Origin of the sequence: Streptomyces sp. NPDC088915, assembly GCF_044749825.1 — a bacterium.
Lineage (GTDB): Bacteria > Actinomycetota > Actinomycetes > Streptomycetales > Streptomycetaceae > Streptomyces.
Window position 1 is genome coordinate 213,270 of sequence record NZ_JBIVIR010000018.1, and the last position, 13,180, is coordinate 226,449.

The following is a 13,180-nucleotide window of genomic DNA, read 5'->3' on the forward strand; positions in this document are numbered from 1 at the left end:
CCACAGAACGGCCGGGCACGGGGCGGCCGGGCACGGGACGGCCGGGCACGGGAGCACGCGCGCGTACCGCCCCTCAGACCGAGGTGCCCGCGCCCTCCGGCGGAGTGCCCGTCAGTCCGAGCGCGTCCCGTGCGTCCCCGGTGCCGGGCAGGGCGTCGAAGGCCGCGTCGTACGCCTCCCCGTACGCGTCGGAGTCGGCCGCCGCGGCCAGCGTGCGCCACCGCTTCGAGGCCGCCGCGAGGTCCTTCCGGAGCGCCGTGACCGGTTCCGTGGAGGCGCCGGGCCAGTAGTGCTCCCCGAGGCCCGCGTGCGCCCCGTCGAGCGCCGCCAGGACCTCGCCGGCCCAGGCCCTGTTGGCCGCGAAGCCCTCGTCGAAGTCCTCCTCCGGCTCCCGGTGGACGGCCGTCTCGATCGGGTTCACGTACTTCAGGAAGTGCGTCTGGTCGGCGCTCAGGGTCGTGGCGTCGGAGCGCAGCGAGCCGCTGAACGGCTTCTTGTCGGTGGCGAGCGTGCAGGTCACCGTCCGGTCGCCGAGCTTCCAGCTCTGGCCGCTGGGCAGGTAGTAGAAGAGCCAGACCTCCTGCGGGATCGCCCAGGTGTCCATCGCGTACGCCAGGTTGGTCGTCTCGCAGCGCTTCTCCGCGAGCACGTCGATCGCGTCCTCGCCGGGCCACGCGTCGAAGCCGGTGACCTCGAAGCCGCCGGTGACCTCGCCGTCGTGCGGGCGCGCGCAGTCGACGACGGTGATCTCCGTCGTGTAGTCCTTCCGCATGCCGCGGTCGGTGAAGCACTGGCCGGTGCGCAGCGAGAACGGGGACTTGGAGCGGGCGGCCTCGTCGACGCCCTCCTTGAAGCCGCTCCACGCCGCGGAGAATCCGCCGGTCGCCAGGCCGAGGACGAGGAGCAGACAGCTGAGGGCGGAGAGCGCGATGCCCGCGATCGCGAGCCCCTTGCCCGCCTGGTCCCTCTTCCTGATCTGCGGGAGGGCCACGAGGCCCAGGACCAGGCCGAGGGGCGGGAGGCAGCAGACGATGCCGGAGACGAGGGAGCCGACGGCGAGTCCGTTGGTGGTCCGCGGGGGCCGCCCGTGGGGGCCGGGGCCGCCGGGCGGGCCGTAGGGGCCGGCGGCGTACGGCCCGCCCGGGGAGGTGTACGGACCGCCCGGGGAGGTGTACGGGCCCGGGGCGGGCCATCCCTGCGGCTGCGGGCCCCCTGGGGGCGGCGGGGGCGGCGGGGCCGGCTGGGTCGGGTCCACGGGTGGTTGCTCCTGCGGGGCGGCGATGCGAACAGACGAACGAGCGCGCATCGTACGCGGTCGGGCGGGGAGCCGTCGCGTGTGCGGGGCGGGAGGGACGGCCGCGCACGACGGAAGGGGCGGCCGCCCGCAGGCGACCGCCCCCCGTCACGCGGTGTTCGGGTCAGAACTGCAGGCCCCAGGAGTCGATCTTCCCGGTGTCGTAGGTCGCGTTGTCCGTGACCCGCAGCTTCCAGGTGCCGTTGGCGACCTCCGAGGAGGCGTTCACGGTGTACGTGGTGTTGATGTTGTCCGCGCTGCCGCCGGTGCCGAAGGCCTTCAGCGTGTACGCCGAGCCGTCGGGGGCGATCAGCTGGACCTGGAGGTCACCGATGTAGGTGTGGACGATGTTCACCGGCACCTTGAGGGTGGCGGGGGCGTTGCCGGTGACGCCGGTGACGGTGATCGGGGACTCGACGGTCGCGTTGTCGGCGATGGCGTGGTCCGCGGTGTTCTCGAAGTTCTTGCCGGTGGGCGGAGGGGTGGTGCCGCCGTCACCGACGTACAGGAGCCTGTTCGGGGAGCCGGAGCCCGGGTTGGTGACGACGTTCGGGGTGGCGGCGTTCGTCAGGGCCGTGGAGACCTGGGCCGGGGTCGCCGTCGGGTTGGCGGCGAGGTAGAGCGCGGCGGCGCCGGCGACGTGCGGGGTCGCCATCGACGTGCCGGAGATGGTGTTGGTGGCGGAGTCGCTGGTGTTCCAGGACGAGGTGATGGAGGAGCCCGGCGCGAAGAGGTCCAGGATCGAGCCGTAGTTGGAGTAGCTGGCGCGGGCGTCGGTGTTGGTGGTGGCGCCGACCGTGATGGCCTCCGCGACGCGCGCCGGCGAGTAGTTGGAGGCGTTGGCTCCGTCGTTGCCCGCGGCGACCGCGTAGGTGACGCCGGAGGCGATCGACCTGCGGACGGCCTCGTCGAGGACGGTGTCGACGCCGCCGCCGAGGCTCATGTTGGCGACGGCCGGCTTGACGGCGTTCCGCGTCACCCAGTCGATGCCGGCGACGACCTGGTCGGTGGTGCCGGAGCCCTGGTTGTCGAGGACGCGGACGCCGACGATCTTGGCCTTCTTGGCGACGCCGTAGGAGGTGCCCGCGACGGTGCCGGCGACGTGGGTGCCGTGGCCGTGGCCGTCCTGGGAGACGTTGTCGTTGTCGATGGCGTCGAAGCCGTTGTAGGCCCGGCCGCCGAAGTCGCCGTGGCTGATGCGGACGCCGGTGTCGATGATGTACGCCGTGACGCCCTGGCCCGCGGCGTCCGGGTAGGTGTAGCTCTGGTTCAGCGGGAGGGCCTTCTGGTCGATCCGGTCCAGGCCCCAGGACGGCGGGGAGGGCTGCGTGGCGTCGATGGTGAAGACGCGGTTCTGGACGACCGACTCGACGGCCGGGTCGGCCGCGAGCCGCTTCGCCTGCGCCTCGGAGAGCTCGATCGCGTAGCCGTTGACCGCCGAGGTGTACGTGCGCTTGATCTTCGCGCCGAACTTGGCGGGGATCGCGCGGCCCCGGGCGGTCTCCGCCGGGGCGGACTCGTCGAGGGTGACGATGTAGCTGCCCGGGACGGTGCCTTCGGCTCCGGCGTTCTCGACGACGCCTTCCGGGGCGGCCGGGGCGGCGGTGGCCGGGAGGGCGGAGAGCGGGCCGAGGGTGAGGGCGGCGACGGCCACGGCGGCGGCGGTGGCGATTCTGCGACGCGAGTCACGCATCACTGACATGTGAGGGGTCCTCCTCATTGGTGGTGCGCTGCTGTGGGGGTGCGACAGGGACATGACAAGACGACATGGGGCGTCCGGACCGTTCCTCATGTCCGGCTGTCGAGCGAAAGGTTGGCTGATCCATAGGAATCGCACAAGGGTGTCCGCCGCCCCGTAACGTCCGCGCCACACGGCTGCCATCCTGGGGACCATGAGCGCCTACACGTGCCCCCGCTGCCGCGTCTCCTCGCCCGTGTCCGCGCTCACCTGGCGTTGTCCGCAGTGCCGGGGACCGTGGGACCTCGACTTCGCGAGCGGACCGGTCCCCCTCCCGTCCCTCGCGTCACGTGTGAATTCCTTGTGGCGTTACGCGGAGGCGCTGCCTCCGATCCCGTGCGCGCCGGAGGTGACCCTCGGGGAGGGCCGCACGCCCCTCGTCCCGCTGGAGGAAACCCCTTCGGGATCCGTCTGGGCCAAGCTCGACTTCCTCATGCCCACGCTGTCGTTCAAGGACCGGGGCGCGGTGGTGCTCGCCGCGCACGCCCTGCGCCTCGCGCGCGCCGGCGGCCTCGACCGGGTCGTGGCCGACAGCAGCGGGAACGCGGGCACGGCCGCCGCCGCGTACTGCGCGCGGGCCGGACTCGACTGCCGCGTGTACGTCCCCGGGGGCACCTCCCCGAAGAAACTCGACCAGATCCGGGCGCACGGCGCCGAGGTGGTCGAGGTGCCCGGCGACCGCGAGGCGACGGCCCGCGCGGCCCGGGAGGCCGCCGACGAGCCCGGCACCTTCTACGCCTCGCACGTCTACAACCCGTACTTCACGCAGGGCACCAAGACCTACGTGTACGAGCTGTGGGAGGAGCTCGGCGGGCGGCTGCCCGACACGATCGTCGTCCCCGTCGGCAACGGCACCCTGCTCCTCGGCGCCGCCCTCGCCCTCGACGAGCTGCACCGCCACGGGCTCGCGGACACCCGGCCCGCGCTCGTCGCCGTGCAGGCGGAGGCCGTGTCCCCGCTGGCCGGGGCGTTCCGCGCGGGCGCGGACGACGTCGCGGGACCGGCCGCAGCCCGCCCCACCCTCGCCGAGGGCATCGCGATCCCGGCGCCGCCCCGGGCCCGGCAGATCCTGCGGGCGGTCCGGGCGACGGGCGGCACGTTCCTGACGGTGACGGAGGAGCGGATCCGCGCCGCCCAGCGGGACCTGGCGCGGCGCGGCCTCTTCGTGGAGGCCACCGCGGCGGCCTGCTGGGCGGCGGTGGGCGCGGCCCCGCCGCGCCCCGGCCTCACGGTGGTGCCGCTGTGCGGGGCGGGGGCGAAGACGGGCCTGGCGCCCTGAGGGCCCCCGGCCCCGCACCGGTCAGAACTCGTCGGCGCCGTTGCGCAGCTCGTACGTCCAGTAGCCGGTCTTCGCGGCGGCCTCGTCGACCGCGAGGCCGCCGGCCGGGGCCTTGACGACGACGCTGCCCTCGGCCGGGCCCTCGGCGGCGAAGAGGTTCACGTTGAACTCCTTCACGACCTCGTTGTCCTCGTGGACGCCGCCGAGGGAGATCCGCACGTTGGCGTAGGCGGACTCGCCGTTCTTCACCACGACCGGCACGGCCGGCCTGCTCTTCTCGACGGCCGGGACGTCCTTGGCGGTCTGGATCGGACCGAAGGCGAGCAGCGGGTACTTGAGCAGGGTGCAGGTGCGGCCGGAGACGTTGGTGGCGGTGAGGACGACGTGCTCGGTCGGGACCTCGTCCGCCTTCTTCACCGTGACCCTGACGTCGCCGTAGGCGCAGGCCGGGGCCTTGGCGGAGGTCTTGCCGCCGGTGGAGCCGGTGGACGCGGTGGAGGCGGTCGTGCCCTTGCCGCCGGACGTGGAACCGCCGGCGGTGGCCCCGCCGGACGTGGAACCGCCGGTCGTGGAGCCCCCGGTCGTGGCGGTCGGGTCGCCCTGGGCGGAGGTCCCGGCGTCGCCCGTGCCGGCGGCGGCCCGCGGGGCGGAGCTCGCGCTCCCGGCGTCCTTGGCGCCGGTGTCGTCGGAGCCGCCGCAGGCGGTCAGGCCCAGCGAGAGGGCGGCGACGGCGGCGACGGCCAGGACGGTGTTCTTGCGGTGGTGGCGCATGGTGGTTCTCCCCCGGGAAGCGGTCGGTCGGCGCGCGGTCGGTGCTCCCGCGCCGGTGCACCCTTTCGATGCGTACGCACCGGTTCGACGATCGGTGCTGTATCCAGCTTCCCGTCCCGTACTGCCGTCCCGCTTGCGCGCCGCTAACGATCGGCTGACAGGCGCGAAAGGCGGGCGGCGGCCCGCGCCGATCCCTCCGGGAAACCGGCCTCGTCGAAGGACACGATCGCGCGTTCGAGCTGGTCGGTGGCCTCTTCGAGGCGTCCGATCCCGGCCAGCGCCTCGCCCCGGGCGCTCTGGAGCTCGGCCCGCACGACCACCGCGTCGGGGGCGACCAGCGCCTCCGCGCGCAGGACGTGCGCGAGCGCCGCCTCGTACTCCTCGGCCTTCAGGCAGTGGCCCGCCAGGTGCTGGAGGGTGAGGACCTGGGTGGAGGGGTGGCCGGTGCGGTCGGCGAGCGAGACCGCGTGCAGCATGAGCAGGCCGGCCCGCTCGTGCTCCCCGGTGGCGTCCAGGACGGCGGCGTGGTTGACGTGGGCGATGGCCTCGCTGATCGGGTCGCCCGCGCGGGCGGCCAGGCCGGGCGCCTTCTCCAGGTGGACGAGCGCCTCGGCGTTCCGGCCCTCCGCGTGCAGGATCCAGCCGAGCAGCGCCCGGGTCCGGGACTGGGCGTCGGCGTCGCCGATCCGTCGGGCGGAGGCGAGTCCGGCCTCCAGGAGCGGGGTCCAGCCGTCCCCGATCCGCACGAGCATCAGCGGCCACTGCACCAGGGCGAGCCGCCAGGCCCGGTCGTGCAGGCCGAGGGCGGCCGCGGCGGTGACCGCGCCCTCCAGGGCGGCGCGCTCGGCCGCGTACCAGTCGAGCGCCGCCGTACGGTCCTCGAACTCCCTGGTGGCGGCGGGGCGTCGGGCGTCGGCGGGCAGCGCGTAGCAGGGCTGGGAGCCCGGTTCGGCGGCGGCGTCGGCCGCGAGGCCGGTGTAGAGGTAGTGGTCGAGGAGGCGGGGCAGCCCCTCGGGGTCGGCCTGCGGGGCGAGGTGGCGGGCGTAGAGGCGCACGAGGTCGTGGGGGGTCCAGCGGCCGGGGACGGCCTCGGTGAGCAGGTGCGCGGCGGCGAGCCGGTCCAGGTCGGCGGAGGCCTGCGCGGGCGAGGTCCCGGCGAGCGCGCCCGCCGCGAACCGGTCCAGGTCGGCGCCGGTGTGCAGGCCGAGCGCGCGGAACATCCGGGCGGCGGAGTCCGGGAGCTGCTGCACGGTGAGGCGCAGCGCGGCGGAGACCCCCCGGTCCTCGACGTCGAGCAGGGTCAACCGGCCCTGTTCGTCGGCGAGTTCGCCGACCATCGCGCCGAGGGTCCAGGCGGGCCGCTCGGCGAGCCGGGCCGCCGTCACCCGCAGCGCGAGCGGCAGCCCGTCGCAGAGCCCGGCGAGCCGCGCGGCGGCGGCGGGCTCGGCCGCGACCCGGTCCTCGCCGAGGACGGTGGCGAGCAGGGCGGCGGCGTCGGCCTCCGGCAGGTGGCCGAGCGGCACCGGCCGGGCGGCGTCGGAGGCGATGAGGCCGCCGAGCCGGTCGCGGCTGGTGACGAGGGTCGCGCAGTGGTCGCCGGCGGGCAGCAGCGGCCTGACCTGCCCGGAGGAGCGGGCGTTGTCGAGGACGACGAGCAGCCGGCGCTCGGCGGTGAGGGAGCGGAAGAGGGCGCCCCGCGCCTCGACGCCCTCCGGGATCCGCCGGTCCGGGACGCCGAGCGCGAGCAGGAACTCGCGCAGGACGGCGGCGGACTCGGGCGCGGGGGTCTCGCTGAAGCCCTTCAGATCGGCGAAGAGCCGCCCGTCGGGGAAGCCGGCCCGCCGCTCGTACGCCCAGTGGACGGCGAAGGCCGTCTTGCCGACGCCCGCGGGGCCGGTGACCAGACAGACGGGCCCGTCCCCGTCCCGCACCGCCCGGTCGAGCGCGGCCAGCTCGGCGCCGCGTCCGGTGAAGCCGCGCGGCGGCCGGGGCAGGCCCTCCGGCGCCGGGGCCTCGGCGGGCGGGGCGACAAACCGGGCCACGGGGGCCGGGGCGGGCTCCGCGGCCCGGAGCAGCGTCGCGTACGCCCCGGCGAGCGTCTCGCCGGGGTCGACGCCCAGCTCTTCGGCGAGCAGCCGCCGGGTCCTGTGGTACCAGTCGATCGCGTCCGACTGGCGCCCGGAGCGGCCGAGGGCCAGCATCAGGGCGGCCGCGAGGGACTCGCGCAGGGGGTGGGCGACGGCCTCGGTGCGCAGCACGGCGGCGGCCCTGGCGTGCTCGCCGAGCTGCCCGTACGCCTGCGCCAGCGCCTCCACGGTGGCGAGCCGCAGCTCTTCCAGGCCGGTGGCGGCGGCCTCCAGGGGCCGGCTGTGGACGGTCCCGGTGAGCGCCGGGCCCTGCCAGTACGACAGCGCCTCCCGCAGCATCCGGACCGCGTCGGCGGGCTGCCGCTGCACCCCGGCGAGCCCCACGAGCTCCTCGAACCGGTGCACGTCCACCAGCGACTCCGGCATCCGCAGCACGTACGCCGAACCCTGGGTGGCGAGCTCGACCCCGTACGCCTCGGCGCCGTGCTCCGCGAGGAGGGCCCGCAGCCGCGAGACGTGCCCCTGGAGGACGGTCTTGGCGTGGACGGGCGGCTCCTCCTCCCACAGGGAGTCGATCAACTGCCCCACGTTCACCGCGCTGTTGGGGCGCAGCAGGAGCACGGCGAGGAGGCTGGACCGCTTGGCGGGTCCCAGGGCCACGTCCCCGTCCTCCGTCACCATCGCAACGGAGCCGAGCAGCCGGAACTCCACCTTCACACCTCCGCGATCACGCACCCCCGTCTTCCCCGGCAGTCGAGGATACGTGGGGGAAGAGGGTCGGCCGTGACGCGGAGTTCCCCCGTACCGCCCGCGACGGCCGAATCCGGACGTGGTGTTTCACACAGGGGGTGCACGGCGGTGCGCCTGGCGTTTCCGCCCGGCGTGGACGATGCGGGAGGGGGCCGACGGGGGCGACGGGGCTGACGAGGCTGACGAGGCTGACGAGGCTGACGGGATCAGATGTAGCCGTTCTCGACCGCGCGCTGGCCCAGCTGGAAGCGGCTCTGGGCGCCCAGCTTCTCCATCAGCTCCGAGATCAGGCGCCGTTCGCTGCGCAGGGAGATGCCCAGGCGGCGGGCCGCGGCCTCGTCCGTGTAGCCCTGGGCCAGGAGGCGCAGCAGCTCGCGGGGCTGCGAGCCGGGGTCCTCCAGGCTGCGCCGGGGGGCCTCGCCGAACGGGACCGCCGACGCCCACACCCCCTCGAACAGCGCGAGGAACGCCGCCACCGCGCCGGGCTGGCGCAGCAGCACCGCGCCCGCCGCGCTGTCGGCCGGGTCGATCGGCACCATCGCCAGTTCCTGGTCCTTGATCCACAGGCGCATGGGCAGCGCCGGTACGGTGCGGACCTCCGCGCCGCGTTCGGTGAGCCACTGGGCGTGCTCCAGGGTGCCCGGGGCGTTGCGGATCGAGTCCAGGTACACCGAGCGCATCCGCACCCCGCGCGCCAGCGGCTCCGCGCTGGTCACCTTGCTCGCCGCGAGGACCTCCGGGGTCTGGGCGCCGCCGGGCACGAAGGCCAGGGACTCCTTGCGCATGGTGGGCACCAGGTCGGTCATCCGGGCCCGGACCGCCTCGGCACCGCGGAGCTGCTCGACCTCCGGCTCCTCGTCGCCGCCGTGCCGCGCGGCGTACTGGGCGAGCAGCATCTCGGCGGCGGCCTGGCTGCGGGCCAGCGTGCGGTTCCGCTCGGCTATCTCGGCCTGCTGGAACGCGAGCAGGGTGTCCAGGGCGGCCTTGGGGTTCACGACGTACAGCCGGCCGTGGTCCGGCCCGTCGGACGTGAGCAGTTCCCGCCGCGTCAGCTCCTGGAGCGCCTCGTCCAGCGCGCGGGCCGAACCGTCGAACTCCCCCGCGGCCTTCGCCGCGTCACACCCCGGCTGGGCGAGGACGAACCGGTAGAGCCGGTCGGCCCCTTCCGTGAGACCGAACGGAGTCAGCACGTGGACAGCTCCCCCACAAGTCACAGCGCTGCAAAGGGCGGTGCGGACCGGCTTCGTCGGCGGTCGGCGCCCCGAGACGTACGAGTCGTCGCCCCCTGTTGCGGCGCACCCCCAGTTGATGTCTTTCACTCGCGCCGCATTGCAGTGTCGGACACGGAACACGGTGACGCAACGCACGTCCAACGGGCGGACGGGGGGCGGGGGGTGGGTGGGGGCGTGTGCGGTGGGTGGTGGGCGGTGACACGGTTGTGCCTGGGTGATTCGTGCCAGCCGATCTCCCTGTCCGCACGCCCGCTCCGGCGGCAGTATCGGTGCCGCCGGGGAACACCGGCCGTCACGAACCGTCACTCAGCGAACGTAAGGACTCCTCATGCTGCGCGCCGCCGTCGCCACCACCGTCACCGCCGTCGCCCTCGCCCTCGTCGCCCTGGGCGGCACGGCCACCGCCGCGCAGCAGCAGGACGGCACGGCCCTCGCGGTCTCCTCCCTCCCGGTCAAGCCCGCCGCGGCCAACGAGGAGCCCATCTGGGGCTGATGCCCCCCGCTCCCCCTCCCCCTCGACGGCCCGAGGCCGCCGCATCCGACACCGGGTGCGGCGGCCCCGGGCCGTCGCGCGTCGGCCTCCGCTCACCCCTGCTCGGGGAAGTACACCGCTCACCCCTGCTCGTGGAAGTACACCGGTACGGCCTCCGGCAGGACCGTCCCGGCCGGGACGAGCCGCTCGTCCTCGTCGGCCCAGAGCGGCAGCCGGGTCTCCCGGTCGACGGCGAGGCCCAGCTCCCCGGCGAGGAAGGCGGACCAGCCGGGCATCAGCGGCGCCGCCGCGATCGTGAACGCGGCGAGCAGCTCGACGTGGGCGGCGAGCCCCGTCGCGTACTCCCCCTCCTGCCCGGCGTCACGGAGCACCCGCAGCCGGTGCACGTCGATCAGCGCCCGCTCCACGGCGGCGGCCAGGGCCTCCGCGGCGCGCGCCGGCGCGTGCGCGTCGACACCGAGGGCGTCGGCGGTCCGCCGGGTCAGCTCGCGCCTCTCGGCCGTCATCGGACCGGCCGGCAGGGCGGCGGGGACCGCCCGGTGGAAGTCCTGGGCGAGCAGGTCGAGGACGGTGTCGGTCCACGTCTCCAGGCCGCCGGCCAGCACGGTGGCGACGGTGTCGGCGTACTCGCCCAGGGAGAAGTCGGCCGGGGAGGGATCGGCCGGGGAGAAATCCTTTCCGGTCTGTTCGGCCGCGGTGAGACAGAGGTGGAAGCGCAGCGCGTCGGCGTTCGTCCGGCGCAGGAAGTCGCCGTTCCACGCGGCGCCCGACTCCGCGTCCCTCGGCCGGACGTCCTCGCCGACCACCACCCGGGCGGGCAGGCCGAGCGTGCCCTCGGCGAGGAGCAGCGCGGGCCAGAGCGCGACGTGCGCGAAGAGCTGGTCGACACCGGTGAAGGAGACGATCCGGGTGGCCGGGTCGGACCACAGCGGCAGCGCCCCGTCCTTCTCCCCGTACGCCTCGGCCAGCCGCTCGGTGGCCGCGACCAGGCCCCAGATCCCGCTGAACCCCGTGTCGAGGACGTGCCCCTCCCACTCCGGCAGCGGCACCGGAACGCCGTGGTCCGCCACCGTGCTGACCGGGACGACGGGCAGTCCGGCGGCGAGCAGCCGGTCCAGGAAGGCGTGGGTACGGCCCCGCCGCCCGGCCTCGTCCCGTGTCCCGTCGTGGTGCGCGACGAGCCGCTCGCGGTACCGCTCCAGCGGGAAGGCGATCCGGCTCCGGAGGACGGTGCCGGGCTCCGTCCCGCAGTCGGCGCACCGGGGGTCGGCGAGCGCCCCCGGGCCCTGCGGGAGACCGCAGGAGCCGCAGGACGCCCCGTCGACGGGCGCCGCGCAGTGCCGGCAGCCGCCGCGCACCTCGGCCTCGTGCAGGTAGCGGTCGCAGGGGGCGCAGCGGAAGACCGGGAGCTCCCGCACCTCCAGGGCGCCCGCCTCCCACAGGGCGAGGAAGAACCGGCGTACCCAGTGGGCGTGCGCGGCGTCGGTGAGCGGCCGGGTGAACCAGTCGGGGCGCATCGCGCCCAGCGCGAGGGTGTCCCCCGTCCGGTCGCCGACGACCCTGGCGAGGGCGTGCGGCGTGACGCCGGTCTCGGCGGCGCGGGACGCCACCCGGGGGGAGTACTCGTCGCAGTAGCCGACGTACCGCACGTGGTGGCCCCGCTGGCGCAGATGGCGGGTGAGCACATCGGCGCCGAGGAACGGGCCGGCGAGCCGGCCGAGGTGCGGGTCGGCGTCGGGGCTCGGAGGGGCGGTGGTGACGACATACGTGTTCATGGCAGGGGTTTCCCGGGAGGTGCGGCGGGCGGCGGGGGACTCGGGGCGGGGGCGGCGCGTGGCGGAGGGGGCGGGGCGGCGGGGGCGGCGCGTCCGGGCGCCGGGCTCATCGCACGCCGAGTGCCGCCTCTTCGCGGAGGCGCGGCGCCGGGGCGAGTCCCAGGGCCGTCTCCAGCTCGACCAGGGCGCTGTGCGCCGGCCCCGGCTGCGGGACCACCCGGTCCGCGTGCCACGTGACGGAATCGGCCGGATCCCGCCCGTGGTCGCGGCGGACGACGCGGTGGTGGTCCTGGAGCGACCGGACCTCCCCGGGGAGGTTCCGGAGCGCGTCGATGCCCTGGACGGCTGCGGCGAGGGCCTGGACGGTGGTCAGGCACGGGACGCCGCGGGAGACGGCGGCGGTGCGGATCTCGTAGCCGTCGAGGCGGCCGCCGGTGCCGTAGGGGGTGTTGACGATGAGGTCGACCTCCCCGTCGTGGATGAGCTGCACGATCGTCTTCTCGCCGTGCGCGCCCTCGCCCTCGCTGAGCTTGCGCACCACGGTGGCGTTGATGCCGTTGCGCTTGAGGACCTCGGCGGTGCCGGAGGTGGCCAGGAGCTCGAAGCCGTGGGCGACCAGCTCACGGGCCGGGAAGATCATCGAGCGCTTGTCGCGGTTGGCGACCGAGATGAACGCGCGGCCCTTGGTGGGCAGGGGGCCGTAGGCGCCGGCCTGGGACTTGGCGTAGGCGGTGCCGAAGACCGAGTCGATGCCCATCACCTCGCCGGTGGAGCGCATCTCCGGGCCCAGGACGGTGTCGACGCCGCGGCCGTGGATGTCGCGGAAGCGGCTCCAGGGCATGACGGCCTCCTTGACCGAGATCGGCGCGTCGAACGGCAGGGTGCCGCCGTCGCCGTTCCTCGGCAGCAGGCCCTCGGCACGCAGCTCGGCGATGGTGGCGCCCAGCGAGATCCGGGCCGCGGCCTTCGCCAGCGGCACCGCGGTGGCCTTGGAGGTGAAGGGCACCGTGCGCGAGGCGCGCGGGTTGGCCTCCAGGACGTAGAGGATGTCCCCGGCCATCGCGAACTGGATGTTGATCAGACCGCGCACCCCGACGCCCCTGGCGATGGCCTCGGTGGAGGTCCGCAGCCGCTTGATGTCGTGCCCGCCCAGCGTGATCGGCGGCAGCGCGCAGGCCGAGTCACCGGAATGGATACCGGCCTCCTCGATGTGCTCCATCACACCACCGAGGTAGAGCTCCTCACCGTCGTAGAGCGCATCCACGTCGATCTCGATCGCATCGTCCAGGAACCGGTCGACCAGCACCGGGTGTTCGGCTATCAGCCCGGCGTGCTGCCGCAGGTAGACGGCCAGCGACGGCTCGTCGTACACGATCTGCATGCCGCGTCCGCCGAGGACGTACGACGGGCGGACCATCACCGGATAACCGATCTCACCGGCGATCCGCGCGGCTTCCTCGAAGGAGAACGCGGTGCCGTACTTGGGCGCGGGAAGCCCGGCCTCGTCGAGCACCCGGCCGAAGGCGCCGCGGTCCTCGGCGGCGTGGATGGCCTCCGGGGAAGTACCCAGGATCGGCACGCCGTTGTCCTTGAGCGCCTGGGACAGGCCGAGGGGGGTCTGGCCGCCGAGCTGGACGACGACACCGGCGACCGGGCCGGCCTGCTGCTCGGCGTGGACGATCTCCAGGACGTCTTCGAGGGTGAGCGGCTCGAAGTACAGGCGGTCGGAGGTGTCGTAGTCGGTGGAGACGGTCTCGGGAT

At 74.8% G+C, this 13,180-nt stretch carries 8 protein-coding genes and 1 pseudogene; 2 read left to right on the forward strand and 7 right to left on the reverse strand.

The features are described from left to right. Positions 1 to 73 precede the first annotated feature (73 nt). The gene (locus tag ACIP5O_RS29880) at positions 74 to 1,255 is read right to left on the reverse strand and encodes a DUF4190 domain-containing protein (protein ID WP_401298695.1); all 1,182 of its coding nucleotides are present in this window, start codon (positions 1,253 to 1,255) and stop codon (positions 74 to 76) included. A 163-nt stretch (positions 1,256 to 1,418) separates the two neighbouring features. Further along, positions 1,419 to 2,996 carry a S8 family serine peptidase gene (locus ACIP5O_RS29885; RefSeq protein ID WP_401298697.1) on the reverse strand — a complete coding sequence of 526 codons (1,578 nt, stop codon included), beginning with the start codon at positions 2,994 to 2,996 and terminating at the stop codon, positions 1,419 to 1,421. Between the two features lie 190 nt (positions 2,997 to 3,186). Here ACIP5O_RS29885 and ACIP5O_RS29890 point away from each other — a divergent pair, with 190 nt between their 5' ends. Further along, positions 3,187 to 4,311 (forward strand): pyridoxal-phosphate dependent enzyme, encoded by a 1,125-nt coding sequence (locus ACIP5O_RS29890; protein WP_401298700.1) that lies wholly within the window; start codon positions 3,187 to 3,189, stop codon positions 4,309 to 4,311. 21 nt (positions 4,312 to 4,332) lie between these two features. Here the strand turns inward: ACIP5O_RS29890 and ACIP5O_RS29895 are convergent, their stop codons facing one another. The 3 genes from ACIP5O_RS29895 to ACIP5O_RS29905 all read right to left on the reverse strand — a co-directional run bounded on the left by ACIP5O_RS29895 (position 4,333) and on the right by ACIP5O_RS29905 (position 9,109). Further along, on the reverse strand, positions 4,333 to 5,082 hold the full coding sequence (locus ACIP5O_RS29895; RefSeq protein ID WP_401298703.1) for a DUF4232 domain-containing protein: 750 nt from the start codon (positions 5,080 to 5,082) through the stop codon (positions 4,333 to 4,335). A 143-nt stretch (positions 5,083 to 5,225) separates the two neighbouring features. Next, positions 5,226 to 7,880 carry a BTAD domain-containing putative transcriptional regulator gene (locus ACIP5O_RS29900; protein WP_401298739.1) on the reverse strand — a complete coding sequence of 885 codons (2,655 nt, stop codon included), beginning with the start codon at positions 7,878 to 7,880 and terminating at the stop codon, positions 5,226 to 5,228. Between the two features lie 245 nt (positions 7,881 to 8,125). Continuing rightward, positions 8,126 to 9,109, reverse strand: a complete 984-nt coding sequence (locus tag ACIP5O_RS29905) for a DUF6879 family protein (RefSeq protein ID WP_401298706.1) — start codon at positions 9,107 to 9,109, stop codon at positions 8,126 to 8,128. Between the two features lie 370 nt (positions 9,110 to 9,479). Between ACIP5O_RS29905 and ACIP5O_RS29910 the strand changes: the two genes are divergently transcribed. After that, complete coding sequence (locus tag ACIP5O_RS29910) at positions 9,480 to 9,644, forward strand: hypothetical protein (RefSeq protein WP_401298709.1); 165 nt, start codon at positions 9,480 to 9,482, stop codon at positions 9,642 to 9,644. A gap of 119 nt (positions 9,645 to 9,763) precedes the next feature. Here ACIP5O_RS29910 and ACIP5O_RS29915 read toward each other — a convergent pair whose 3' ends face one another. Then, entirely contained in the window at positions 9,764 to 11,419 is a 1,656-nt protein-coding gene (locus tag ACIP5O_RS29915; protein WP_401298712.1) for a class I tRNA ligase family protein, read from the reverse strand. 262 nt (positions 11,420 to 11,681) lie between these two features. Beyond that, positions 11,682 to 13,180: pseudogene (gene carB / locus ACIP5O_RS29920) on the reverse strand (carbamoyl phosphate synthase large subunit); the annotation flags it as partial.